The sequence below is a fragment of the Rhizorhabdus phycosphaerae genome (assembly GCF_011044255.1).
Classification (GTDB): Bacteria; Pseudomonadota; Alphaproteobacteria; order Sphingomonadales; family Sphingomonadaceae; genus Rhizorhabdus; species Rhizorhabdus phycosphaerae.
In genome coordinates this window covers 3,664,394-3,688,109 of record NZ_CP049107.1, presented here as the reverse complement: position 1 = coordinate 3,688,109, position 23,716 = coordinate 3,664,394, and the positions used below count along the sequence as shown (strand labels likewise).

Here is a 23,716-nt window from a genome sequence, read left to right as displayed (position 1 = left end):
GAACTCGGTCCGACCCGCGCCGGACTCGCACCGGCGCAAGGCCGCCTGACATCGCCCTGCCCCACGCGCAAGGTCCCCCCGAACGAGGTCGGGATGGAAACAGGATGGCGATCGAGGGGCGTTCAGGGCTTGCCCTGCTGGCGGCGACGGGAGCGGCGCTCTTGCTGGTCGGATGCGGACGAAAGCCGGTGAAGACGGCTCCCGCGCCGCCGCCACCGACGACGAGCCAGCCTCGCCCCCTGCCTCCTTCCGGCGCGCCCGAGGGCCTTCGCCTCCCCGAGAGCGACGGCCATGGCGGCTACCGCACGGTCAATTCGGACATCCCGGACATCGAGGCGCTGTGGCATCTTCGGTCGGCCCTGAACGTCGCCGCCCTGAGTTGCGACCGAACAGGCAAGACCGGCATCACCGCGAATTACAACGCCATGCTGAGTCGGCAGCGCAAGACTCTCGCCAAGGCCTATAAGGCAGAAACGGCTCGCCTCGGCAGTACGTCGGCCACCGATGCCCATGTTACCCAGGTGTATAATTTCTTCGCCCAGCCCCCCGCCCAGCCGGTCTTCTGCGCTTCCGCGAAAGAGGTCGCCGCCGAATTGGCCGCATTGGCGCCGGAGACGCTCGACTCCGCTGCCCCTGCGGCTCTCGCCCGGCTGGTCCAGCCCTTCACCGATTTCTATCGTGCCTATGCCGACTACCGTCTGGCCCTCGCCGACTGGGAGAAGATAGGCCGGAGCGGTACCGCCAAACCGGTGGCGCGCATGGCGTCGTTTTCTACCACCGTCACGTCATCAGCCGGCCCGCCCTGGCGCATCCAACTCGGCGCCTATTCGGGCGACCGCGCCGCCCGCGACGCCTGGTCGCGCATCCGCCAGCGCATGAGCGCAGCGAACGACTTCGAGCCCGTTTACGAGCCAGTCCCGGCCAGCGCACTCGTCCGCGTCCGCATCGGTCCGGTCACCGACCGGAACCAGGCGATCGCCCTCTGCGCCGCCGCAGCCGGCGCCGGGCTCGACTGCCTGCCGGTGGCACCGGGGAAGGGGTGAAGGCGCCCGCGCCCAACGATTCCGCATCGCGTTCCCACGTAGCACCCGTTGCATGCGCACGAAGATTTCGTTCTTTCTTTGTTCTTTACAAACAGGGTTTGGCGGGACAACTCTCCTGAGAAGGAGATAAGCGATGGCCGATAAAGTCGATCATAAATCTTTTTGGAGAAAACTGCTGGCAGAACAGGATGGTGTTTCGCCAGACGCTGCATCCGGCAGCTTCAGGCTACCCTACGACCTCGCCAGCCTGCCCGAGGCGGACGTCTATGAACATGATCCCCGCCTGAGCTATGACATAGAACCACTTTTCGACCTTGCGCCGACCTACAGAGCGCGAGGAGCGGTCGCAGCAGGTGGCTCCGATGCTCAAACGGCCGCTCGATCGCGTGGAGAGGTAAAGGCGCCCTCCGACGGAGTGATCATGCGCAGCATGACCGGCTGGCAGAATCCGAATGCCCACCATGGGAAAGGAAGCGGCATGGGCTGGCGCACATGGCTTCTTCTCAAGGATGGCAGCCGGGTGGGCTATGGCCACATGGAGCCCTCATCGACTCTTCCCGATGGCACGGAAGTGAGGGCTGGCGACATCATCGGCCGCTATGGAAATCCTACCAACGGGCGGTCCACCGGCCCGCATGTTCACGTACAGGCTTACGACAAATATGGCCGCCTTGTAGCGCCTCCCGCCGTTGACCCATTTGGAGGGGGAGGCAAGCGCGGACGGCAATTTCGTGAAAAGGATGCCATGCACCGCGGGTCCCAATACAAAGATGGCCACCAAGGCGATGATTGGGTTCAGGAATAACATTCTATTGGGGGCTAACGAGATGGTCCGACGCACAAAAGAAGGAAGCAAGAAGCCTCAGGTAGATCGCTCGCCGCCTGCCGTTCGGCAACGCAATGGCACCAAACTTCTATCCGGCACGGTGGGATGGGAAGGACGGTTCAGCATGAAAAGCCAGGTTTCCTATCTGGCTGCGCCGCTGCTCCTCCTGTCGTTGGCCGGTTGCCAGGACAATGCGCCGCGGAACATGAGCGTTACGCCGCAGAACCCCCGCACTGCGATGATCACCGCGCCTGCCGAAAAGCCCCGCCCCTCCCTCCCGCAGCCGATCGTGCTGGACGGGCTTCTCCATTTTTCGGACACCGCCCAGTGCGAACTCGACGGGGCAGGCGGCACGCTGGTCGAGGGGTTGTTGAAGATCAACGGCAAGGATCCGATCAGCCTGGGGGAGGTTATCGCGCCCGCCGAATTTCGGGCGGCATTCGGGCAACCGGCTCTGGAGACCGTCCGCCATCCCGACATGGCGGCGGATGAAGAGCCGACCATCAAGGCCAAGCTCCCCGTACAGGCACGCTGGTTCGGTTTGCCGCTGATCCGCATCGAAAGCGCTGCGGCCAATTTCAGCGACAGCTGGGCCTATGGCTTCCTCTTCGACGCGCCGTTCGAAAAGGTTCGATCGGCGCTCAACCGTAGGGGCTTCGCCTTCGACACCGAGGGCAAGCAGCCGCAGAGCAAGGCGGAAGCATCCCCCTTCGTGCAGCTGACTCGTGAAGGGACGCGGACGACGCTCGACTGCTGGTTCTGAACGCCGCCGGGCTGTCCTCCTAACGCGCAGAGTAAGGTCGGTTTGAGGAGTTGTCGGCCTAGGCGATCCGGCATTGAGGAGCGTCCCGCCCTCCCCTCCACCATGCTCCGCATGGTGCCCTCCCCGTACCGGGGAGGAACTGGGGTGCTGCAATACATCCTCCCCGGAACGGGGAGGGGAACCGTCCGCAGGACGGTGGAGGGGCTGCTCGGACCAATAACGCGCCTCGCCGCGAGGCTGATCGTCACCCGCCCCTTCGTCTCCCTTTGCACCATCGCCCCGCAGCCGCTATCTCCCCCGCCATGAGCGAAGCGGCGATCAGCATCCGGGGCCTGTCGAAAATCTACAAGGGCGGCAAGCAAGCCCTTTTCGACGTCGATCTCGACATTCCCCGTGGCCAGATCTTCGGTCTGCTCGGCCCTAATGGTGCCGGCAAGTCGACCACGATCAACATCCTTGCCGGGCTGGTCAACAAGAGCGCCGGGAAGGTATCGATCTGGGGGTTCGACATCGATGCGGACCCGCGCAACGCCAAGGCGTCGATCGGTATCGTGCCGCAGGAGATCGTGTTCGATCCCTTCTTCACCCCACGCGAGACACTGGAAAACACTGCCGGCTTCTATGGCATTCCAAAAGCGAAGCGGCATACTGACGCGCTGCTCCGCGCGGTGCATCTGCACGACAAGGCGGACGCCTATGCCCGTTCGCTGTCGGGCGGCATGAAGCGCCGGCTTCTCGTCGCCAAAGCGATGGTCCATTCGCCGCCGGTGCTGGTGCTCGACGAGCCGACCGCCGGCGTCGACGTCGAGCTGCGTCAGCAGCTTTGGGAATATGTGCGCGAGTTGAACGCGGGCGGCGTGACGGTCGTGCTGACGACGCACTACCTCGAGGAAGCCGAAGAGCTTTGCGACCGGATCGCGATCATCAATCACGGCAAGGTGATCGCCAACGAGCCGACCCGCGACCTCGTCGGCAAGGCGCAAGAAAAGGCCGTATCCGTCACCGTCGACCGTGATCTGGACGCACCTCCCGAGGCGATCTGCTTCGAAAAGGTCGAACTGAAGAACAGTCGCACGCTGGTGATCACCTATTCCAAGGACAAGGTGAACGCCGGGGAGGTGCTGGCAGCGGTCCAGCGCGACGGCCTCGGCATCGTCGACGTGTCGACGCAGGAGGCCGATCTGGAGGATGTGTTCCTCGCCCTGACGCGCGCGGCCAATGGCTGAGCATCGGTTCGACGTCATCGTCATCGGATCGGGTGCTGCAGGGCTGACCGCAGCGCTCAACCTGGCCGATCATTACCGCGTCGGCGTGCTCGCCAAGGCGGGAATCTCCGACGGCTCGACCGCCTGGGCGCAGGGCGGCATCGCGGCCGTGCTGGAGCAGGGCGACACGTTCGAGTCGCATGTCGAGGACACGATCGTCGCCGGCGCTGGGCTCAACAACCGCGAAACGGTCGAGTTTGTCGTCGAACATGCGCCGCTCGCGATCGAGAAGCTCGCCGCGCTGGGCGTCCCCTTCAACCCGGCCGAGCAGGGCCAGGAGGATCGCTGGCACCTGACCCGCGAAGGCGGGCACAGCCATCGCCGCATCGTCCACGTCAACGACGCCACCGGCCATGCGGTGCAGGTAGCGCTCGAAAAGGCCGCTGCCGCGCACCCCAACATCACGCTGTTCCCCGATCGCGCGGCGATCGACCTGATCACCAGCCGCCATGGCGAACGCTATTCGGGCGACGGCCATGTGTGGGGGGTTTATGCGCTCGACCGCAAGACCGGCGCGATCGAGAGCTTCACCGGGCGCGCCACCGTGCTCGCCTCGGGCGGCGCCAGCCGCGCCTATCTTTTCTCGACCTCACCGCGCGGCGCGACCGGGGACGGCATCGCCATGGCGTGGCGCGCCGGCTGCCGCGTGTCGAACATGGAGTTCATGCAGTTTCATCCGACCTGCCTGTACAATCTCGAGGTCAAGAATTTCCTGATCACCGAAGCGATGCGTGGCGAAGGCGGACAGCTGAAACTGCCGACCAACGGCCGCCGCTTCATGCCGCGCTTCGACCGCCGCGCCGAACTCGCCCCGCGGGATATCGTCGCCCGCGCGATCGACCATGAGATCAAGCGTCTCGGCCTCGACTATGTCCATCTCGACATCAGCCACAAGCCGGCCGAGTTCATCACCGGCCATTTCCCGACGATCCACGCCAAGCTGCTCGGCCTGGGCATCGACATCACCCGCGATCCGATTCCGATCGTGCCCGCCGCCCATTATACCTGCGGCGGCGTGCTGGTGGACCTCGACGGACGCACCGACCTGCCCGGCCTCTATGCCGCCGGCGAGGTGACCCAGTCGGGGCTGCACGGCGCCAACCGCCTCGCCTCCAACTCGCTGCTCGAATGCTTCGTGTTCGGCGATGCCGCAGCCGAGCATATCAAGGCGCATTTCGACGACATGCCCGCGCCCCCGGCCATCCGTCCCTGGGACGAAAGCCGCGTCACCGATTCGGACGAAGAGGTCATCGTCCAGCACAACTGGCGCGAGATCCGCCGCTTCATGTGGGACTATGTCGGCATCGTCCGCACGACCAAGCGGCTCGAACGCGCCCAGCATCGGGTCGCGCTGCTGCGGCAGGAAGTCGCCGAATATTATGGCAACTTCCGAGTCACGCCCGACCTGATCGAGCTGCGCAACCTGGTCGACGTCGCCGACCTGATCGTGCGCTCGGCGCTCCACCGCAAGGAGAGCCGGGGCCTGCACTACACGCTGGACTATCCCGACATGCTCGACGAGGCGAAGGACACGATCCTCGTTCCGTGAGGCGCGTTGCTCAGCCGAGCTTGTCCTTGAGCGCTTTCAGTGCAGCGAAGGGCCCGCTGACCACCTCGTCTTCCGAGAGAACGCCTGCCTCCCGCAGGACGGCGTCGGCGCCCGCGCTGCGCGGGAAAGGATCAAGGCTCAGCATCATCGTCTCGGCGACCGCCTCGCCCAGGTCGATGCTGCCGCCGGCATAGTCGACAACGTCGCAATCCTCGGCGTCGAGTTCGATCTCCTCCTCGCCGCCTTCACCTTCGGGCACGAAGCGCAGCGTGAAGGCCTCATCGACGGTGGAGGGCACCGGCTCGCCGGTGGCGACGCAAGGCTGTGCAACCACCGCCCTGATGCGTCCTTCGGCGAAGACCCGCTCGCCTTCGCGGCGCAGCGTCGCGGTGGCGGACAGCGCATCGAGCGAGAGCAGCCCGAAACGCACGACCAGCGCGGCCCGCTCCGCCGGCTCGGCTGCGATCTCGACCGCACGGTCGCCATCACCGAGCGTGTCGATCCGGAACGGTCGGCTGAACTCGACCGCGCTCATGCCGGGATGCCCCGGGCGATCAGATCGTCCCAGCCGGTCGCCTCCATCCGCGCATGGATCGCGCGCAGGGCATCGGCTGCCTCGGCCGGCTTCGCATCCGGCCCCGGCTCGCCACGCCACAGATTGCGGACGAGCGCCTCTGTCAGGGCCTCGCGGTCGGCCATGCCTTCCCGATAGGCGAGCAACCGGCCGCCCATGGCGGACACCATCTTGCCCAGATGCTTGCCAACGATGACGTCGCCGATGCCGAGTTGGCGGACCTGCCCCTCCATATCCTCGATGAACAGTTCGGTGAGCAGGGCCGAGATCTCCCCCGCCTTGTCGCCTTCGCGTTCGGCGCGAAGCAGCAGCAGCGCGAACGTCGCCGTGACCATGTCGAACCGGCCATCCAGCGTGTCGGGCACGCCATAGTCGGCATACCAGAGCGGGCGGCGCGCCTCGGCGACCGCCGAGCTGTACAGAGGGATCAGCGCCTCGCGCGGATCGGGTCCGATGCCGAAGAGGGATTTAAAAAAGCGCACGTCATGTCCTCGCGACCGTTCACCGGCCATAAAGCGGCGTCTCTATACCGCGTAACGCCATCTTGCCACTGGGCAGGTCCAGCGCATATTGAGGCGGCTGGTTCGCGCCGCAAGGGCGCTGCGCCGCGAATGTCGAGTATCGAGGAGAATCGAATGCCCCGGACCCTGTTGCGATCGGCGGCCATCGCCGGAACGATCGCCATACTGGGCCTGACGGCCGGCTGCTCGCGCATTCGCGACCACAAGGGCTATGTCGTCGATTCGACCCTGATCAACACCGTCGCCCCCGGCGTCGACAACCGCGAATCGGTCGAGCGCACGCTGGGCCGCCCGAGCTTCGCCGGACAGTTCGACAAGAACCGCACCTGGTATTATGTCGCCCGCGACACCAAGCAGGTTGGCTATCGCACGCCCAAGCCGGTCTCGCAGATGGTCCTCGCCGTGCATTTCGACGACAAGGGCAATGTCGTCTCGGTCGACCGCACCGGCCTGGAAAAGGTCACGCCCGTCTCGCTCTACGCCGACAAGACCCCGACGCTCGGCAGCAAGCGCGGCTTCTTCCGCGAACTGTTCGGCAATATCGGCCGCGTCGGCAGCGTCGGCCCGGCCGGCGGCACGGCGGACAATCCGAACTGAGTTTGGGCAGAGGGCATGGGACGGAGCGTTTTTCCGTAACCATCGTTTTGCCTGCCCCTCCACCGTCCTGCGGACGGTCCCCCTCCCCGTTCCGGGGAGGAAATCATGCCCGCACTTGACCAGATCCTCCCCGGCACGGGGAGGGGGACCATGCGGAGCATGGTGGAGGGGAAGGCCGTGCTCTCGGCCATAGAAAACGCACTTTATCAGCGCGTTCTTCCCGGTGATCAGCCTGCGATCACGTCGATCCTGTGTGCGGCCATTTCCGCCTCCAGAAACTCCAGCAGATCACCGGCCATCGCGCCAGCCGGGTCGTCATACAGCGAGGTGAGGTGGGCCAGAAGGTCCTGGACCGAACGGGGCTCTACAAGCGCGTCGTAGATCGCACTGCCGACGCTATCGAGGCCCACATAATTTCCCGAGGCTGCATCGATCAGCACGCGTTCGCCATGCACTTCCATGTCAAGCAGCCGTTTTGCACGCGACACAGTGCTGTCCAGGGTCAGGCGCGATTTCATCATCTTCATGATATCCAACAGCTTAGCGAGTCCCATCTACTATAAATGCGTTGCCTGACTTCTGCTGCATCGGCTAGTAGAGGCCCTTCTGACGGCAATTCGAGGATGCGCAAATGGTCGATCATGAAATCGTTGAGGAAGCACAGGCTCCGACGCCCAAGCTCGCATGGACGAAGCCGCAGGTGACCGAAGCGTCGATCAACGATCATACCGCTGCAGCCGCGGCCTCGACCGACGACGGAGCTTCCAATCTTTTGTCCTAAACGTGGCACAATCAGCCCGACGTCGCACTTCGCGCTGTGTGAGATCGCGGAGACGGCAAACCCGTGACGGCGTTCGCCGCATTCGTCGCTTTCGACAACTCGCCAGCGCCGGACGGCGTCGAAAAACGCCTAGGCGCGGCGCTCGAAGGCGTGGGCCTCGAACGCCTTCGCGTGGTACGACTGCCGGGCGCGGTATTCGTGTGTCGTCAACGACTATTGGCGCCTGAGGACCGCCACGAAGCGCAGCCTTGGCAGGGGAACAGCGGCATCGTGTCGCTGTTTGATGGCCGGCTCGACAACCGGCTCGAACTGATCGAACGGCTTGGATTGCGATCCGCCCAAGGGAGCGACATCGGCGACGGCCATCTGGCGATGCTGCTCTACGAGCGCTTAGGGCCAGATGCCGCCCAACATCTTTTGGGCGATTTCGCCTGGGCCGTCTGGGATCCCCGCGCGCGACGGCTCTCCCTCGCACGCGACCATAGCCAGCATCGTGCGCTGTTTCATGCGGGTGAAAGGGGATGGCGCGCATTTGCGACCGGCTATCGCCCTTTGCTCACGCTTCCGCAGGTTCCCACGGATGTCGACGAGCTTGCCGTAGCCGAGCTTCTGCTGACGTGCACGGACACGAGCGACCGTAGCTTCTACAAGGCGATCCGGCACGTTCGCCCGGCAACGCAAGTCCAGTTCGGGCCAGAGGGCGAGAGTAGCCGCATCCTCTGGCGGCCCGATTACGATCGTGAGGCTCCGGCGGAACGCACTGCCGGCGATCATGTGGAGCAGATGCGGTCGCTCTTCGAATCGGCTGTCGCCGCCCGGACCAGAGTGATCGGGCCGGTCGTATCTTCGGTCAGTGGCGGCCTGGACTCCAGCGCTATTGCCGCAACGGCCGCCCGACAGCGCGCGCCGGACACGGTCCATGCACTTTGCGTGGTGCCGGTCGATGGCGAAGGCCTGTCTAATGGCGATCGCTATCCGGACGAGCGGCCTTTCGTCACAACTCTCGCTTCGCTCTACCCCAATCTCCAGGTCGAATATCTGGCTTCGGCCGACATCGAGCCTCTGGAAACGGACCCCGAGGGGTTCTTTCTTCAGGCGGGGATGCCCATGCGGAGCCCTTCGAACGCCGCCTGGCTGCTGAGGATGTTCCGCCGGACACGCGAACTGGGCAATGCGACGCTGCTCGACGGCAGCTGGGGCAATTATACGATCAGCGCCGAGGGCACCGATCGCCTGGAAGCGCTACGCCGGGCAGGCGCCTGGGGCGGCTATGCGCGCGAGATGGCCGCGCTTTGGCAGACGCTTCCCAGCAGTCGGAGCAAGGGGCTTCTGCGGCACGGCATCAGGCAGACGCTGCCCGCTTCGTTGCGCGACAGGCTATCGCGGCTGCGGCATGGCGAGCGGAAGCCCCCCTGGCAGGGGCTTACCGCATTCTCGCACGACTATTTCCGAGACCATCGGCTCGACGATCATTATCGTGAACATGCGGTGATGCTACTCGACACGCTCGCGAAGGGTTCGCGGCAGTCGATCATGCGCTATGTGCTCGAGCGTTCGCGGATGCAGATGGAAACCACGACCGCGCTGCGAATTGTCATGGGGGTTACGCTGTCGGATCCCTTTTCCGACCGTCGGATCGTCGACCTGGCCATGGCGCTGCCCGACAACCAGTTTCTTGCCGGCGGCGTCACGCGAGCCCTCGCCCGGCGAGTCTTCGCCGATCGCCTGCCCTCCGCGATATTGCAGAATTTCCGGCGGGGCGCCCAGAACGGAGACTGGCACCACCGGCTGACACCCCATCGTGACCGCCTGTCAGAGGCATTGTCGCGTGCGGAGCGATCGACTTTGGCCGCAAAAATGCTCGACCTGCCGCGCTTGCGGCGTCTCATCGACGATTGGCCTCTCGACCGGGAGACTGCTAACGCGCAGCAGCGTAGCTATCGGGTGATGCTGCTACGCAGTTTGCACGTTGCGCAATTCCTGAGCTGGATCGAAGGCGGCAATCGCTAATAACCGAGACGCGCCATCATCGCGCCATGGGCGACCTCGATCCTTCGCACCTGGTCGGCCGTGAGTACCCCACGCCATCCGTCCGCCCGTCCGCTGCGAAAAAAGCGGGCAGCCGCCTGGGGGCGCTCGCCAAATCCCTGCGCCGCTTCGGCGGCCTGCAGCCGGTCGAAGCGGGTGGCTTGTGCGGCTCGCTCGGGTGCATCCGCCGTAATTCGCCAGCCGAGATGAGCCGCGACGCGGCGCAGGACGGCCGGCAGGTCCGCCACCATATCCTCGTAGCGCAATAGTAACGGCGCCGGCGTCGCATCGTCGAGCCAGCTGGCCGTATGGGACGACCAGCAGCCGAGCGGCTGCGGAAGCTGTGCGGAAGGCGCCCCGTGCGGGCGCGCGAGCATGGCATCGGGATCGCCCATGAACGTAATGATCTCGTCGACCGCTACGCCACGGTGCGCGGCAAAGGACAGCGCGACGTCGCGAGGATCCCGCACGACATGGATATACGCCGCCGTAGCGTCGGGAGGGATCAGCCATTCGCCGCCGGGCGTGCGGACATAGGCGTCGTGGGCCTTGAGCAGGCTGCAGGCAGGGAGAGTAGGGACGAAGCGGCGGGTCATTTCCGGCCGTGCCGTCAGGATTTCGTCGACGCCCAGATCGGCCGCGTCGAACGGCATCACCATATCGAACGTCTCGCGCAGACCCGCGATCACCTCGTTCCGCTCACGGAACCCGTTGATATCGATCCGATCGCTGTCCGCGCGCATCGCCGCCATCGCCAAGCGCAGCCAGGTGTTTCCCGATTTGGGATAGGAGGCCAGCCATATGGCCCCGGAAGCTGGCGCGCCCGTCATGACATCTGCCCCAGGCGATTGACCAGACGTCGCGCAAACTCGGGAAAATCCTTAAAGTCCGTAGGGCGCCGAAGCTGGAACTGCGGCACGGCTGCGGCCAGCTTCGCTGCGGACACCATCAGATGTTCGTCACCGCCGGCGATCTTCCGACCAGCAGCGAGGCGGTAGGTTGCCGCCCGCATGCGATTCACGGCCTCCAGACCACGGAGCGGCGTCAGCAGGTCGAGCGGCGTCCCGGTCCCGGCTTCAAGATGGCAGATTGCCGCTAGCGGTAGCGGATCGGTCGTAAAGCGTGAGGCGCAATGCTCGAACCTCTGGAACCCCTCAATACTGCGCACCGCCCGCCCCGGCTTCAGTTCCAGCGCCTGGATGGCGTCGGCCCATAGCGTCTGTCGGGGAAATGACGGAAGAACTGCCGGGCCGTCGCCTTGAAAGCGAACGACGGTCACCTCGTCGGCGACCAGCGGGTAACCAAGTTCCACGAGCTTGGCCGCCAGTGTCGACTTTCCTGCCCCCGACAGGCCCGCGAAGGCAACCGCCGCTCCATCCATGGCGACGCTACTGGCGCGAAGGGGAAGCCATGCGCGCTGATAACAGAGAAAGCCGAAAACGCTGCCGAGCAGAAACACTGCCAGATCGGGAGCATCGAGCGACAGGCGCGAGTCCACGATAACCTCGCGACCGCCTCGGACCAGGAAGCGCGCTAGGCCGGGCACATCGAGCCGGCAGGCGCCGTCAGGGTCCAGCGAAAAGTAGCGGTCACTTTCCGACCCGGCTTCTGCGACCGGCCCGGTGAGAATCAGAACATCAGGGGCGCTGCCATCGTCGGGCCACGGAACGAGGCCCGCCAGCGGCAGCAGCGAACGGACGCGCAGGCCGCAGATATGATAATCGCGATGCTCCATCGGCGGGCGTCGTTCAGATGCCTGATCGTTCATCCCCCAGCGTCCCACTCGGCACCTCTTTCGCGAGCCACCTTCGCCCAACCGGTACAGCCGCCCCGCCCCTACGCCCCTTCTTGCTTCAGCGGACGGGCGAGCAGTTCGCTCACCACCTCCGCCACGGTCGCCTTGCCGGCGAGCAGCGCGCAAACCGCGTCGACAATCGGCATGTCGACGCCCGCCTCGCGCGCGGCCTCTGCCAGGACCGGGGCGGTCGCGGCGCCCTCGGCGACCGTGCGGCGGTCGGACAGGAGGTCGTTCGCCGAACGGCCTTCGCCCAGGCCTTTGCCGAGGGAGAAATTGCGCGAGCTGGTCGAGGAACAGGTCAGCACCAGATCGCCAAGCCCCGACAGGCCCGCCAGCGTCTCTGCGCGGGCGCCGCGCGCGAGCCCGAAGCGGGTCATTTCGGCAAAGCCCCGGCTGATCAGCGCCGCGCGCGCATTCTGGCCCAGCCCCGCGCCCTCGACGACGCCGCAGGCGATGGCGAGGACGTTCTTGACCGCGCCGCCGATCTCCGCGCCGATCACGTCCTGCGACAGATAGGGACGGAAGCCTGGGCGACGCAGCCGCTCGGCCAGCGCGCGACCGACAGCCTCGTCCTCGCAGGCCAGCGTGATCGCGGTCGGCTTGCCGCCCGCCACCTCATGCGCGAAGGTCGGACCCGACAGCACCGCGATCGGCGAATGCGGCGCGACAGCAGCGGCAACCTCCGACATCAGTTGGCGCGAACCGGCTTCCATGCCCTTGGCGCACAGCACCAGCGGCTTGCCCGCGCAGGAAAGCTCGACGAGGACCGAGCGGACGAACTGCGCGGGCGCGACCACGACGAGCGCATCGCAGACGCCCAGATCGGCGAGCGCGGCAGTCGCACGGATCGAGGGGCTGAGCGGCAGGCCCGGCAGGAACAGCGGATTCGCATGATCGGCGTTCACCGCCTCCACCACCTCGGGCTCGCGCGCCCACAGCAGCACGTCGGAGCCGTCGCTGGCGATCACCTGCGCCATGGCGGTACCCCAGGCGCCGCCGCCGATCACGCCCAGCCTCTCCACTTTTGGCGGGTTCTCGCTCATCGTCATGCTTTCACTCCGGCGCCGCGCGCCTTTTCCGCCGTCGGATCGAGCGGCCACCGCGCCCGTGCGGGCACCTCCATGTCGTCGACCAGCCCAGCCGCAAAACGCTCCGCGCCGGCCCAGGCGATCATCGCGCCATTGTCGGTGCAAAGCCACAGCGGCGGCGCCACGAAGCGCAGGCCCGTGCGTTCCGCCAGGGCGGACAATGCCGCCCGGATCGTCTGGTTTGCCGCGACGCCGCCCGCCACGACCAGCGCCGTGGCACCATCGGACGCGTCGAGCGCGATCCGCGTCCGATCGATCAGGCAATCGACGACCGCCTGCTGAAAGGAGGCGGCGATATCTTCCGGCTTGTGGATGTCTGCATCGCGGGCCCGCAGCACCGCGCTCTTGAGCCCGGCGAAGGAGAAATGCGGTTCGCCGCTGCCGACCAGCGGGCGTGGCAAAGGGACCGCGCGCGGGTCGCCCGACAGCGCCGCGCGCTCGACGGCCGGACCACCCGGAAAGCCCAGGCCCAGCAGCTTGGCGGTCTTGTCGAAGGCCTCGCCGGCGGCATCGTCGATCGTGGTCGCGAGCCGGCGATAGCGGCCCACGCCCTCGACGAAGAGCAACTGGCAATGCCCGCCCGAGACCAGCAGCAGCAGATAGGGAAAGGCGAGCGACGGATCGGCAAGGCGCGGCGACAGGGCATGGCCCTCGAGATGGTTGACCGCGATCAGCGGCTTGCCGGCGGCATGGGCGAGCGCCTTGCCCGTCATCAACCCGACCATCACCCCGCCGATCAGGCCGGGACCGGCCGTCGCCGCGATCGCGTCGACATCCGCCAGCGTCAGCCCGGCATCGGCCAGCGCGCCCTCGACCAGCGGCACCGCCATCTCGACATGCGCGCGCGCGGCCAGTTCGGGCACGACCCCGCCAAAGGGGCGATGCGCCTCCTCCTGCCCGGCCAGCCGGTGCGAAAGCACGGTGCCGTCGCTGCGCACCAGTGCGGCGGCGGTCTCGTCGCAGCTCGATTCGATCCCGAGGATGATGGCCATGCGGGGCCTGTAGAGCGAATTGCATCCGGAAGGAAATATCGACTTGGCGCCGGAAGCGGGTCAGCCCGCTCCGCTCTGCCGAACGACGCAGCGAAAGCCGATATGGCTCGTCGAGCTGTCGACCGCCTGTGCGTGCCGCGCTGCGGGCCGATAGCGTTGGCAATAGCTGGCCGCGCAGAGATGCGACCCGCCCTTGAGCACCTTCCGGCCTATCCGCACGTCCGGCATCGACGGATCATAGCTTTCCCGCTCCTTCCCGCCGCGCGGATTGGCCGGCACGCAGCAGGCGCCCTTGAACGGCTTGCGATAGCGCTGCGGCATCGACCACCAGTCAGCGGTCCATTCCCACACATTCCCGATCATGTCGTATAACCCATAGGCGTTCGGCGGATAATGGCCCACCGGCGAGGTCCGCTCCCAGCCATCGAGCAGGTCGTTGGCGTAGGGGAAAGACCCTTGCCAGTAATTGGCGAGCATCGCGCCGTCGGGCGCCAGTTCGTCGCCCCAGGCATAATCGCAGCCATCCAATCCGCCCCGGGACGCAAATTCCCATTCGGCCTCGGTCGGGAGCATCTTGCCTGCCCAGCGCGCATAGGCCTCGGCGTCCGGATAGGCGACATGCACGACAGGATGGTCCCAAAGCGCCGACAGATCGCTGTCGGGGCCCTCGGGATGACGCCAATCCGCGCCGAACCGGAAAGACCACCAGCGGCTATAGTCCTGGAGATCGACCGGGCCAGCAGTCCTGGTGAAAACCAGCGAACCCGGCAGAGCCATTTCCGGCGACATGCCCGGATAATCGCGAGGATCGGGTGCGACCTCCGCGACGGTCACATAGCCTGTCGCCTCGACGAAGGCTGCGAAGTCGCGGTTCGTGACCGGCAGCACGTCGATCCAGAAGGGGTCGACGCGCACCTCGCGAACCGGCCGCTCCTCCGGATAGAAGCGCTCCGACCCCATGTGAAAGGTGCCACCCGCGACGAGGCGCATAGCGGCCGTATCGCCTATCGCTTGCTGATCGACCGGTTGAGGCAGCTGCAATCCTCTCAGAAAAGCGTGACCCTGATGCTTCGAAGCGTGCCGGAGAAGCGGCTTTGCGTCACGTCATAATCCTCGCTGACCGATGAGATGCTGTCCTGTCCGACGTCGAGACCCTCGGTATGCGACATCCAGCCCTGCACCGTCCGGCCGATGCGACCGCTTGCGACTTCGCGGCCGTCGACGGTGATGGTCAGCATTCCCCCGGAGCCGGGCTTGGCCTCATCGATGACGAACCGAGCGGCCAGCTTGTGCGCGCCGGGCTCCAGGGGGGCGTCTGCCCGGACCGTAAACTGGTCGGCACCCACGGCGTTGTAATGGAATACGGGGCGGCCGTCCTTGATGTAGAAGGCATAGCCGCCGAACCTGCCGCCCTGCGTGAGCAGTACGCCCTGATCCTTTCCGGCCACGGCGACGTCAGCTTCGATGGAGAAAGACTTGCCGATCGTGTGGGGCGCCGCATCCTCGGCGATCCTGGAGACAGGGGCGGTGTACAGGAACTCCCGACGGTCTGCAGCCACGCTCGGCCTGCCGGCGGTACCCTGGCTGTAGTCGTGGATCGGCAGGATGTGGTTTCGGGCCGCCTCCTTCCAGAACAGCGCCTGCATCTCCTTCAACTTCGCCGGATTGCGCGCAGCCAGATCGTTTGCCGTCGTGAAGTCCTTGTCGAGATCGAACAGGGTCCATCTGCGCTCGTCGGGCTCGAGATCGAGCTTCCGGTCAACGCCCGCGCCGACTTCCCAGGCGAGCCGCTTGGGCAAGGTGCCGGCCAGCCAGCCATCGTGATAAATGCCGAAATTCTCCATCATCTCGAAGACCTGGATGGTCCGACGAGACGGCGCTGTCGGCGCCTCGAAGCTGTAGGCCAGGCTGATGCCGTCGATCGGCTGCTGCGTCACGCCGTCGACCGTTGCTGGGGCTCTGATGCCCGTCGCCTCGAGAATGGTAGGTGCGATGTCGCTGACATAGGCGAACTGGTTGCGGATCGCTCCCCCGTCACGGATGCGGCGGGGCCAGGAGATCACCATGCCATTGCGCGTGCCGCCCGCCTGCGACGCGATCTGCTTCCACCAGGGGAAGGGGCTGTTCATCGCCCAGGCCCAGGCCGCCGGGAAGTGGTTGTAGACCTTCGGTCCACCGAAATCGTCGAAGTGGGACTTCAACTCCTCGAAACTCTCCTTCCGGCCCGTGATCGACGACTGCTCGAAGGCCAGACCGTTGAGCCCTCCCTCTGCACTGCTGCCATTGTCACCCTGGATGTACACGATCATCGTGTTGTCGAAGTCGCCGTTCCGACGGATTTCCTCAATGAGGCGCCCCGTCTGATGATCCGAAAAGGCAACCGACGCTGCGAACACCTCCATCAATCGCGCATAGACGCGCTTCTGGTCGGCACTGAGCGACGACCAGGCGGGCAGCGAATCCGGGCGCGGCGACAGCCGGGCGTCCTTCGGAATGATTCCGAGCTTCTTCTGACGCTCGAAGCTTTGCTCCCGCACCGCGTCCCAGCCGGCATCGAACTGCCCCTTGAAGCGGGCTATCCAGTCCTTGGGGACATGGTGCGGCGTGTGGGCGAGCCCCGGTGCATAATAGATGAAAAAGGGCTTGTCCGGCGCCGATGCCCGCTGGGTGCGCAGCCAGCTGATCGCGTGGTCCGCCATGTCCTTTTCGAAATGATAGCTGGGGTCGCCGTGCGGCGGTTCGACGGGGAGCGTGTTCTCCACTATCGATGGAGCCCACATCGATGTGTCGGCGGAAAGAAAACCATAGAAATATTCGAAGCCCAGACCGGTCGGCCAGCGATCATGGGGGCCGGCTGCGCTCATTTCCCAGTCGGGCGTCAGGTGGCTCTTGCCGAACATCGCGGTGTTGTAGCCGCCATGCTTTAGCAGCTTCGCAATGGTCGCCGCACTCTTAGGAATGACCGTCGTATAGCCATCATATCCGGTCGGCAGATTGGTGACGTTGCCCATGTTCACATTGTGCGGCTCGCGCCCTGTGAGGAGCGACGCCCTCGTGGGTGAACACAGTGCTGTCGTATTGAACCGATTGTACCGAAGCCCCTGCTTCGCCAACCCATCGAAGGCCGGCGTAGGTACGGGGCCGCCGAAGGCCTGGGTAACCCCGAAGCCTATATCATCGGTCAGGATCACCAGCACGTTCGGCGCCTTGTCGGGGGCCTTTACAGGCGCGGGCCACTCCGGCGCATGCGTGGTCTCGACGGTCTTGCCGATCACGCGCACACCCTGTTCGGCGGCTACCGGCACAGCCGCAGCGATCAGCGCGGTCGTCAGAAGGGCGCCGAGAAGCGCGCGCGGCTTGAACATCATCTCACCTCGTGGAAGCAAAGGGGCCGTCCCGCGAACGGGACGGCCAGTCTGGGAGTCAGTAACGCCAGCTCAGCTGGACCTGCACGGTACGCGGCAGGCTGGCATAGCCGGCCTGGTCGGCGATCACCCCTGTCGCAGTCCCTGTGCCGCCCCCCGTGTTGGGCGCATCGACACCGCCGACGGCATACCAGCGGTTGGTCAGGTTCTTGCCGATCAGGGCAAGCTCCCAGCGGTCGTCGTCTGTATGAAGGCGGATGCTGCCGTCGATGTTCACATAGCTGTTCTGCCGGGTGAACGGATTGCCGAACGCGGTTGCGATATAGTTGTCGCTATAGCGCGCATCTAAGGACAGGCCGAGGCGCAGCCGGTCGGTCAGCGCCGCATCGTAGGAAGCGCCCAGCGACGCGGTCCAGAGCGGGGCATTGGCGGTCGGCTTCCCGCGCAGATTCTGGCGGGGGCGCTGGCCGGGTGCGGGGATGGTGCATCCGTCCGCGATGGTCATGCCGCCATAGCAGGGTGCGTTGGGCACATCGCCATAGCGCGCCTTGTTGTAGTTGAGGCTGCCGCGCAGATTGAACCCTGGGAGGGTGCGCGGGCCATATTCGAACTCCAGTTCGACGCCCTTGGTCGTCGCCGATCCTGCGTTGATCGTGCTGAATGCGAACACGGGCGCGTTGAAGAAGTCGATCTGAAGATTGCTGATGCGGTAGCGATACAGAGCGATGTTCAGTCGCAGCTGGCGGTCAAGCAGCGTCGTTTTTACGCCACCCTCGAACCCGCGAGCCTTCTCCGCATCGAAGGTGAAATCATCGACCGAAGCGGTTGCGCTCAATATGCCGGAGTTCGAGAAACCCCCAGACTTGTATGCCGTCTTGTAACCGAAATACAGATTCACGTCGCGCGTCGCCTTGAACGAAATCGTCGCTTCCGGCGACCAGTCGTTGAACGTCTGGTCGGCGAAGATGCGCACATTCGGCAGGAAAATGCCCTGGGCCACGCGGATCGGGTGCGCATAGGGCTGCTCGAAATAGCTGTCCTTGGTCTCATGCGTGTAACGCACGCCGCCGCTGATCTCGACGCGCTCGACAGGCTTGTAGGTCACCTGCCCGAACAGGGCGATCGTTTCGCCGTTGGTCTCCGAGTCCTTGCTATTGGCGAGATAGCGACGGAAGTCGGGCACAGCGGCCGAGTTCTCCAACCCGCCGGACGCGGTCCAGGCGAGATAGTCACGCTTGGTCTTCTGGTAATAGCCACCCACCATCAGGTTGATCGGCCCCTCATAGGTGGTGAGGGCGCGCAACTCGCTCGAAAAGGCCCGGAAGGTGGACCATTCGGTCGCGAACACATTTTGCGGGCCGGACGAGGAGATGAGATCGCCGTCGAAGCGGAAGATGTTGCGGTTCCAATTATAATTGGTCGCCGACGTGATAGTGACGTCGTCCATCTCGTAGTTGAGATTGGCGGTCACCGCCCAGGAGCGATATTCGTTCCCCATCGAGCCGTCCGATCCATAGGGAATCGAAGCGGCTATCGCCGCCGGGATGCGGTTCGACGATGATACGAAGCGGCGGCCGCAACGCACGTTCGGGTTGAAGGCAGCCGTGCCCGTGGGGCAATAATAGAAGACGTTGTTGGCGCCTGGATTGTCGTTGTCGTTGGTTCCGAAATTGGCCTTGAGCGTCGCCGTGAGCCTATCGGTCGGCGTCCACTTCAACGTCGTCCGGATGTAGAACTCCTCGGCGCGTCCGTCGCCTGCAGGATCAGAGACGTGGTTGGTCGGATTGACGACCTGCGCCAGCGAACTGCGATCCCGCGTCGGGTAGGTCTGTGCGGTTCCGATATTCCTGAAATAGCCATCGTACATCTTGCTGGCCCGGACGGCGACGCGTGCACCCAGTGTTTCCGTCAGCGGACCGGACGCGACCGCCTCGCCCAGGATCTGCTGACCAGCGAATTCATAGCCGAGCTTCGCACTGAACTCTGGACGGTCACCCGGGTCGGCCGTGGTGATCGACACCACGCCTGCCGTCGCATTCTTGCCGAAGAACAGAGCCTGCGGGCCTTTCAGGATCTCGAGGCGTCCCAGATCGAAGAAGCCTTCGTTGATCGTGCGCCCCTGGCCATAATAAATGCCGTCGACCACGACCGCGACCGACTGCTCGAGGCCGATGGAGGTCGTGTTGGAGCCGATGCCGCGCAGGACGAGGGTCGCGCCCGATCCGCTCGGCGCGCGACCGATGACGAACTGCGGGGTCGAGGCGGCGACCCGCTCGAGACTGGACAGATCGTAGCGCGAAAGCTGTTCCCGCGTCAGCGCGGTGACCGCCACAGGCACATCCTGCGTCGTTTCGACCCGCTTGCGCGCGGTGACGACGATGTCCTGAATACCGCCCTCTTCGCCGGCACCCTGCGCTACGGCGGGGCCCGCCACGACGGCAATGAGCAGCGCCCCGGACAACAGCCTGGCGCGTGCGGAATATCTGCCCTTCATACACCCATCCCCTTTTTGCTGCGCCCTTCAATGAACGCACTTGCGTTATTTTTTATTGGCCGATTTCTGGCCAAGAGCAAGCCGAGTCGCACCTGACTAGCAAAAAAGCTAGCGTTTCCGGCATATGATCCTAAGTCACCTGCGTCACAATGGCGTTGAAGAGCTTGTTTTCGAACGCGATCGCGTTAAGCAGCGCTATGCACCTTTTCTTTCGCCAGGCCGTCGAGAGCCCGGAGTTCGCGGCAGAGCTTAATCCCGCGAAGCGACAGATCATCCTCGCCGGCGAAAAGCTGTTTGCACGTCAAGGTCTTGAAGGAACGTCGCTACGGGAGATCGCCGTCGCCGCAGGGCATGGCAACAACAACGCCGTCCGCTATCATTTCGGCAGCAAGGAAGGGCTAATGCAGGCGATATTCGAATATCGCGCCAACCTGCTTGAACCCGTGCGCTTCGAAATGCTCCGCGAGGCTGCCTCGGCGAACGCGCTACAGGATCTCCGGACGATCATCGCCATGATCTGCCTTCCCCACCTGGGGCTGCGCGACGACGAGGGCAACTATTCCTACGCTGCCTTCCTGATCCGGTATCTGCTGTATCAAAGGCCGCAAGGGATTATGCATCCCGCCGACCGAGAAGGCCTTCCTGCGCTTCAGAGAATCCAGGAACTGTTTTACGCCCGCCTGTCGTTCCTCAGCCCAGCTGCTGGTGAACGGCGGCTGTTCTTCGCAACCCTCTCCTTCCTCTCCACCCTGGTCAATCGCGAGAACAAGATTTCCCCGATCAGCGACAGCGAGTTTGCGCCAGTCATCGAAGATGTCCTCGGAATGATCACCAACGCCGTGGATTCTCCCGAGTTCGGCGCCCCACCGCTGTTCGGATTGCACGCGGGATAGGCTAGCGGGCTGACGGCGATCCTATCTTAACCATTCCGCTCTACCAGCGCCGGATGGCAAGTCTCGCCCCGCCCGCCGGACTATCGGCGACGACCATCAGGACGCCCCTGCTGCGACGCACCGTTCCGGCCATGCTGCTGTTCGGGGGGATCATTGCCTGGCTGAGCTATGACCTGCTCCTGCTCTGCCGTTTCCTCGGCATGGGCGGCCCATGGCTACACGCGGGCTGGGCGGTGCTGACGGTTGGGCTGTTCTGGCTGCTCACATTGCCCAGGCGAGCCGACCTGCGGGCCGGACCGACGGTCGCGACGCTGTTGGTCTGCATCGCTGTCGCCACCCTGTTGATGGTCCTCGGTGGCGAGGGACGGATCCTTTACGCCAATCTCGACTGGCAGGTGCGCGATGCGGTGCTGAGCGACATGGTCGCGAACCCCTGGCCCTTCGTCTATCCCGACGGCGCGTTGCTACGGGCCCCGATCGGTATGTATCTGGCGCCGGCGCTGGTCGGAAAGGCGTGGGGGCGCGACGCAGCCGACTTGGCGTTGCTTGCCCAGAACGCCGTCTTTCTCGGCGTCCTTCTCGGGATCGGCTCGACGCTGTTCGCCGGTCGACGGCGGCAGTTGGTCGCGCTTGCCCTGTTCCTGCTCTTCAGCGGGCTCGACATCCTTGGTCAGATCAAGGTCGGTCATGCTGCAGGCCTTACCCCGAGCGCGCATCTGGAAGGCTGGGGGCCGTCGCAATATTCCTCTACCCTCACCCTCGCCTTCTGGGTGCCGCAGCACGCGCTGGCCGGCTGGCTCGGAGCGCTCGCCATCCTGCTCTGGCGCGAGCGGCGCCTCGGCCTGGGCGCACTGCTGATGCTGCCGCCGCTGCTGGCGCTGTGGTCGCCCTTCGCGGCGATCGGAATGCTGCCTTTCCTCGGCGTCGCCTTGGCCAGCGAAGCGCGGTACCGACGGATTCGGCCGGCGGATCTCCTGCTGCCCGCCATCGCGAGCGCCATGGCCCTACCCGCGCTCCTCTATCTGGCGGCGGGGTCCGGGGCCGTCGGGCTGCGCCTCTTTCCGATCGCACCCGCCATCTATCTCAGCTTCCTCACGATCGAGATATTGCCCTTCCTGCTGATCAGCATGGCGGGGCTGAAAGCGCGCTTCGGCGGCGCGCTGTTCGTCACCGCCGCGCTGTTCCTGCTCGTCGCGCCGCTGATACAGATCGGCGGCTGGATAGACTTCGCCATGCGCGCGACCATCCCCGCGCTCGCGATCCTCATCGCCCATCTCGCAGACATGATGAGCGGGGGCTGGCCGGCGTCGACCCGCCGCAAGGGCGCGCTCGCGCTGCTGCTCGCGATCGGCGCGGCCACACCGCTGACCGAGACGGTCCGGGCGCTGACCTATCCGCCCAGCCCGCTCGGACGGTGCAGCGTCTCGCGCGCCTGGGACGAGACCTTCGCCGTCTTCCCGAAGAGCGGCTATTTCGCCAATCCGCTCGACCTGCCCGGGACGATCCGTCCGACCCGGCTCGCGCAGGCGCCCGATGACCAGGGCCGGGCCTGCTTCGATCGCCCCTGGCAGCGCCCCGAACTCTTCTAGTCGGGGCTCCAAGCAGGCCCTGCTTCCGGGCGATCGATCGATCACGACAATCGCGGCGTTTCCGTTCGCGCCACAACGCTCTATGGAGCGCGCCATGGACGAGAATCCGGAATCGCGCTCGCCCTGGCGAACGGAAGCCAGGGCGCTAATCGCGCTCAGCCTGCCGCTGGTCATCGCCAATCTCGGCTGGTCGGCGATCGCCGCCACCGATCTGCTGCTGCTCGGCCGCCTAGGGCCCGATGCGGTCGCGGCGGGCTCGCTCGCGCTCAATCTCTATCATGCCTTCCTGATCTCCGGGATCGGCCTCACCAGCGCCGCATCGCCGCTGATCGCCAGCGAACGCGGCCGTAAGCTGCATTCGGTGCGCGACATTAGGCGCTCGGTCCGGCAGACCGCCTGGGCCGCAGGCCTGCTGTGCCTGCCCGCCTGGCTGCTGCTGTGGCAGGCGGAGACGGTGCTGATCGCGATCGGGCAGGATCCCGAACTCGCGGCCAGCGCGGCCCAACTGGTCCACGGTCTGCAATGGGGGCTGTTCCCCTATTTCATTTTCCTGGTGCTGCGCAATTTCGTCGCAGCGCTCGAAAAGCCGATCTGGGGCGTGATCGTCACCCTGCTCACCGTTCCATTCAATGCGCTGGCGGGGTGGGTTCTGATCTTCGGCCATCTCGGCCTGCCCGCGCTCGGCCTGCGCGGCGCAGGGCTCGCCAGCCTGCTGACCTCCTGCTTCATGGCTGTGGGCATGGGGATGGTGGTGGTGCTCGACCGGCGCTTCCGCCGATACCGGCTGTTCGGGCGATTCTGGGTCGCCGACTGGCCGCGCTTCAAGACGGTCTGGAAGATCGGCCTGCCGATCGCCATCACCGTCGGCTTCGAAGCGACCGTGTTCAATGCGGCGGTGTTCCTGATGGGCCTTATCGGGCGCCCCGAACTCGCCGCGCATGCCATCGCGATCCAAATCGCGGCGCTCTGCTTCATGGTGCCGATGGGCATTGGGCAGGCCGCAACCGTCCGCGTCGGCTATGCGCATGGCCGCGGCGACCCGGCCGCCGTGAAGCGCGCCGGCTGGCTCGCCCTCGGCTTGGGCGGGGCCTTTTCCGCGGGTGCGTCGGCACTGTTGTTGATCGCTCCGCTCCCGCTGGTCGGCGCGTTCATCGATATCCATGCGCCAGGCAATGCCGTGGTCGTGGACTTCGCCATATCCTTCCTGGCGGTCGCCGCGCTGTTCCAGCTGGTCGACTGCACCCAGGCGATCGCCGCAGGTGTGTTGCGCGGGTTGCAGGATACCCGCGTGCCGATGCTGTTTGCCGCCTTCGGCTACTGGGTCGTCGGAATCGGGACGGGCGTCCTGCTGGCCTTTCGCCTGGACATGGGCGGCGTCGGAATCTGGCTGGGCCTGGCCGCCGGGCTGGGGGTGGTGTCGGTGCTGCTGCTGTGGCGCTGGGCGTGGCGCGAACGGCTCGGGCTGCTGCGCCAGCCCATCGAGCAGCGCGGCTGAGCATCCTGCCGTTGCGGCCCTTTTGCTCCGCCGCCTCCTTCTCTATGCAGGCGCG

Annotated in this window: 21 protein-coding genes; 11 read left to right on the top strand and 10 right to left on the bottom strand. The window is 65.4% G+C overall.

Annotated features, from left to right (window positions below):
- Positions 1–104: 104 nt before the first annotated feature.
- From G6P88_RS17160 to nadB, 5 genes are all read left to right on the top strand, one after another.
- Positions 105–1,043: an SPOR domain-containing protein gene (locus G6P88_RS17160; protein ID WP_165324270.1), complete on the top strand. Its 939-nt coding sequence runs from the start codon at positions 105–107 to the stop codon at positions 1,041–1,043.
- A 133-nt stretch (positions 1,044–1,176) separates the two neighbouring features.
- Positions 1,177–1,848: a M23 family metallopeptidase gene (locus tag G6P88_RS17155; RefSeq protein WP_165324269.1), complete on the top strand. Its 672-nt coding sequence runs from the start codon at positions 1,177–1,179 to the stop codon at positions 1,846–1,848.
- Between the two features lie 145 nt (positions 1,849–1,993).
- A complete protein-coding gene (locus G6P88_RS17150; protein ID WP_165324268.1) occupies positions 1,994–2,632 on the top strand; it encodes a hypothetical protein in 639 nt (212 codons plus the stop codon).
- Positions 2,633–2,934: 302 nt separating this feature from the next.
- Positions 2,935–3,858 (top strand): ABC transporter ATP-binding protein, encoded by a 924-nt coding sequence (locus G6P88_RS17145; protein WP_165324267.1) that lies wholly within the window; start codon positions 2,935–2,937, stop codon positions 3,856–3,858.
- Positions 3,851–5,446 carry an L-aspartate oxidase gene (gene nadB / locus G6P88_RS17140; protein WP_165324266.1) on the top strand — a complete coding sequence of 532 codons (1,596 nt, stop codon included), beginning with the start codon at positions 3,851–3,853 and terminating at the stop codon, positions 5,444–5,446. The genes G6P88_RS17145 and nadB overlap by 8 nt, the downstream gene beginning before the upstream one ends.
- A gap of 10 nt (positions 5,447–5,456) precedes the next feature.
- Here the strand turns inward: nadB and G6P88_RS17135 are convergent, their stop codons facing one another.
- Positions 5,457–5,981 (bottom strand): YceD family protein, encoded by a 525-nt coding sequence (locus tag G6P88_RS17135; RefSeq protein WP_165324265.1) that lies wholly within the window; start codon positions 5,979–5,981, stop codon positions 5,457–5,459.
- A complete protein-coding gene (locus G6P88_RS17130; RefSeq protein WP_165324264.1) occupies positions 5,978–6,502 on the bottom strand; it encodes a ubiquinol-cytochrome C chaperone family protein in 525 nt (174 codons plus the stop codon). The genes G6P88_RS17135 and G6P88_RS17130 overlap by 4 nt, the downstream gene beginning before the upstream one ends.
- Positions 6,503–6,655: 153 nt before the next feature.
- On the opposite strand from G6P88_RS17130, the gene G6P88_RS17125 reads away from it, so the two are divergent.
- On the top strand, positions 6,656–7,138 hold the full coding sequence (locus G6P88_RS17125) for an outer membrane protein assembly factor BamE (RefSeq protein ID WP_165324263.1): 483 nt from the start codon (positions 6,656–6,658) through the stop codon (positions 7,136–7,138).
- A 227-nt stretch (positions 7,139–7,365) separates the two neighbouring features.
- Here the strand turns inward: G6P88_RS17125 and G6P88_RS17120 are convergent, their stop codons facing one another.
- Complete coding sequence (locus G6P88_RS17120; protein WP_165324262.1) at positions 7,366–7,665, bottom strand: PqqD family protein; 300 nt, start codon at positions 7,663–7,665, stop codon at positions 7,366–7,368.
- A gap of 104 nt (positions 7,666–7,769) precedes the next feature.
- Here G6P88_RS17120 and G6P88_RS17115 point away from each other — a divergent pair, with 104 nt between their 5' ends.
- Complete coding sequence (locus G6P88_RS17115) at positions 7,770–7,919, top strand: hypothetical protein (RefSeq protein ID WP_165324261.1); 150 nt, start codon at positions 7,770–7,772, stop codon at positions 7,917–7,919.
- A 63-nt stretch (positions 7,920–7,982) separates the two neighbouring features.
- Entirely contained in the window at positions 7,983–9,929 is a 1,947-nt protein-coding gene (locus G6P88_RS17110) for an asparagine synthase-related protein (RefSeq protein WP_165324260.1), read from the top strand.
- On the opposite strand, the gene G6P88_RS17105 is transcribed toward G6P88_RS17110, so the two are convergent.
- The 7 genes from G6P88_RS17105 to G6P88_RS17075 all read right to left on the bottom strand — a co-directional run bounded on the left by G6P88_RS17105 (position 9,926) and on the right by G6P88_RS17075 (position 19,684).
- Positions 9,926–10,777 (bottom strand): sulfotransferase domain-containing protein, encoded by an 852-nt coding sequence (locus tag G6P88_RS17105; RefSeq protein ID WP_165324259.1) that lies wholly within the window; start codon positions 10,775–10,777, stop codon positions 9,926–9,928. The genes G6P88_RS17110 and G6P88_RS17105 overlap by 4 nt on opposite strands.
- A complete protein-coding gene (locus G6P88_RS17100; RefSeq protein WP_165324258.1) occupies positions 10,774–11,682 on the bottom strand; it encodes an HPr kinase in 909 nt (302 codons plus the stop codon). The genes G6P88_RS17105 and G6P88_RS17100 overlap by 4 nt, the downstream gene beginning before the upstream one ends.
- A 101-nt stretch (positions 11,683–11,783) precedes the next feature.
- Positions 11,784–12,794, bottom strand: coding sequence for an NAD(P)H-dependent glycerol-3-phosphate dehydrogenase (locus G6P88_RS17095; RefSeq protein WP_165324257.1), 1,011 nt, complete (start codon positions 12,792–12,794; stop codon positions 11,784–11,786).
- A complete protein-coding gene (gene tsaD, locus G6P88_RS17090) occupies positions 12,791–13,825 on the bottom strand; it encodes a tRNA (adenosine(37)-N6)-threonylcarbamoyltransferase complex transferase subunit TsaD (RefSeq protein ID WP_165324256.1) in 1,035 nt (344 codons plus the stop codon). The genes G6P88_RS17095 and tsaD overlap by 4 nt, the downstream gene beginning before the upstream one ends.
- 60 nt (positions 13,826–13,885) lie before the next feature.
- A complete protein-coding gene (locus tag G6P88_RS17085) occupies positions 13,886–14,815 on the bottom strand; it encodes a formylglycine-generating enzyme family protein (protein WP_165324255.1) in 930 nt (309 codons plus the stop codon).
- Between the two features lie 56 nt (positions 14,816–14,871).
- Entirely contained in the window at positions 14,872–17,190 is a 2,319-nt protein-coding gene (locus G6P88_RS17080) for a sulfatase-like hydrolase/transferase (RefSeq protein WP_165325264.1), read from the bottom strand.
- A gap of 58 nt (positions 17,191–17,248) precedes the next feature.
- Positions 17,249–19,684, bottom strand: coding sequence for a TonB-dependent receptor (locus G6P88_RS17075; RefSeq protein ID WP_165324254.1), 2,436 nt, complete (start codon positions 19,682–19,684; stop codon positions 17,249–17,251).
- A 149-nt stretch (positions 19,685–19,833) separates the two neighbouring features.
- Here G6P88_RS17075 and G6P88_RS17070 point away from each other — a divergent pair, with 149 nt between their 5' ends.
- From G6P88_RS17070 to G6P88_RS17060, 3 genes are all read left to right on the top strand, one after another.
- The gene (locus G6P88_RS17070; RefSeq protein WP_206335807.1) at positions 19,834–20,577 is read left to right on the top strand and encodes a TetR/AcrR family transcriptional regulator; all 744 of its coding nucleotides are present in this window, start codon (positions 19,834–19,836) and stop codon (positions 20,575–20,577) included.
- Positions 20,578–20,630: 53 nt separating this feature from the next.
- Complete coding sequence (locus tag G6P88_RS17065) at positions 20,631–22,166, top strand: hypothetical protein (protein ID WP_165324253.1); 1,536 nt, start codon at positions 20,631–20,633, stop codon at positions 22,164–22,166.
- A 94-nt stretch (positions 22,167–22,260) separates the two neighbouring features.
- Positions 22,261–23,661 carry an MATE family efflux transporter gene (locus G6P88_RS17060; protein ID WP_165324252.1) on the top strand — a complete coding sequence of 467 codons (1,401 nt, stop codon included), beginning with the start codon at positions 22,261–22,263 and terminating at the stop codon, positions 23,659–23,661.
- Positions 23,662–23,716 lie beyond the last annotated feature (55 nt).

What these genes read in the sequence shown, in the direction of transcription:
- G6P88_RS17160 (WP_165324270.1), top strand. Translation starts at nt 105, where the DNA reads ATGGCGATCGAGGGGCGTTCAGGGCTTGCCCTGCTGGCGGCGACGGGA.
- G6P88_RS17155 (WP_165324269.1), top strand. Translation starts at nt 1,177, where the DNA reads ATGGCCGATAAAGTCGATCATAAATCTTTTTGGAGAAAACTGCTGGCA.
- G6P88_RS17150 (WP_165324268.1), top strand. Translation starts at nt 1,994, where the DNA reads ATGAAAAGCCAGGTTTCCTATCTGGCTGCGCCGCTGCTCCTCCTGTCG.
- G6P88_RS17145 (WP_165324267.1), top strand. Translation starts at nt 2,935, where the DNA reads ATGAGCGAAGCGGCGATCAGCATCCGGGGCCTGTCGAAAATCTACAAG.
- nadB (WP_165324266.1), top strand. Translation starts at nt 3,851, where the DNA reads ATGGCTGAGCATCGGTTCGACGTCATCGTCATCGGATCGGGTGCTGCA.
- G6P88_RS17135 (WP_165324265.1), bottom strand. Translation starts at nt 5,981, where the DNA reads ATGAGCGCGGTCGAGTTCAGCCGACCGTTCCGGATCGACACGCTCGGT.
- G6P88_RS17125 (WP_165324263.1), top strand. Translation starts at nt 6,656, where the DNA reads ATGCCCCGGACCCTGTTGCGATCGGCGGCCATCGCCGGAACGATCGCC.
- G6P88_RS17120 (WP_165324262.1), bottom strand. Translation starts at nt 7,665, where the DNA reads ATGAAGATGATGAAATCGCGCCTGACCCTGGACAGCACTGTGTCGCGT.
- G6P88_RS17115 (WP_165324261.1), top strand. Translation starts at nt 7,770, where the DNA reads ATGGTCGATCATGAAATCGTTGAGGAAGCACAGGCTCCGACGCCCAAG.
- G6P88_RS17105 (WP_165324259.1), bottom strand. Translation starts at nt 10,777, where the DNA reads ATGACGGGCGCGCCAGCTTCCGGGGCCATATGGCTGGCCTCCTATCCC.
- G6P88_RS17100 (WP_165324258.1), bottom strand. Translation starts at nt 11,682, where the DNA reads ATGGAGCATCGCGATTATCATATCTGCGGCCTGCGCGTCCGTTCGCTG.
- G6P88_RS17095 (WP_165324257.1), bottom strand. Translation starts at nt 12,794, where the DNA reads ATGACGATGAGCGAGAACCCGCCAAAAGTGGAGAGGCTGGGCGTGATC.
- tsaD (WP_165324256.1), bottom strand. Translation starts at nt 13,825, where the DNA reads ATGGCCATCATCCTCGGGATCGAATCGAGCTGCGACGAGACCGCCGCC.
- G6P88_RS17085 (WP_165324255.1), bottom strand. Translation starts at nt 14,815, where the DNA reads ATGCGCCTCGTCGCGGGTGGCACCTTTCACATGGGGTCGGAGCGCTTC.
- G6P88_RS17080 (WP_165325264.1), bottom strand. Translation starts at nt 17,190, where the DNA reads ATGTTCAAGCCGCGCGCGCTTCTCGGCGCCCTTCTGACGACCGCGCTG.
- G6P88_RS17075 (WP_165324254.1), bottom strand. Translation starts at nt 19,684, where the DNA reads ATGAAGGGCAGATATTCCGCACGCGCCAGGCTGTTGTCCGGGGCGCTG.
- G6P88_RS17070 (WP_206335807.1), top strand. Translation starts at nt 19,834, where the DNA reads ATGGCGTTGAAGAGCTTGTTTTCGAACGCGATCGCGTTAAGCAGCGCT.
- G6P88_RS17065 (WP_165324253.1), top strand. Translation starts at nt 20,631, where the DNA reads ATGGCAAGTCTCGCCCCGCCCGCCGGACTATCGGCGACGACCATCAGG.
- G6P88_RS17060 (WP_165324252.1), top strand. Translation starts at nt 22,261, where the DNA reads ATGGACGAGAATCCGGAATCGCGCTCGCCCTGGCGAACGGAAGCCAGG.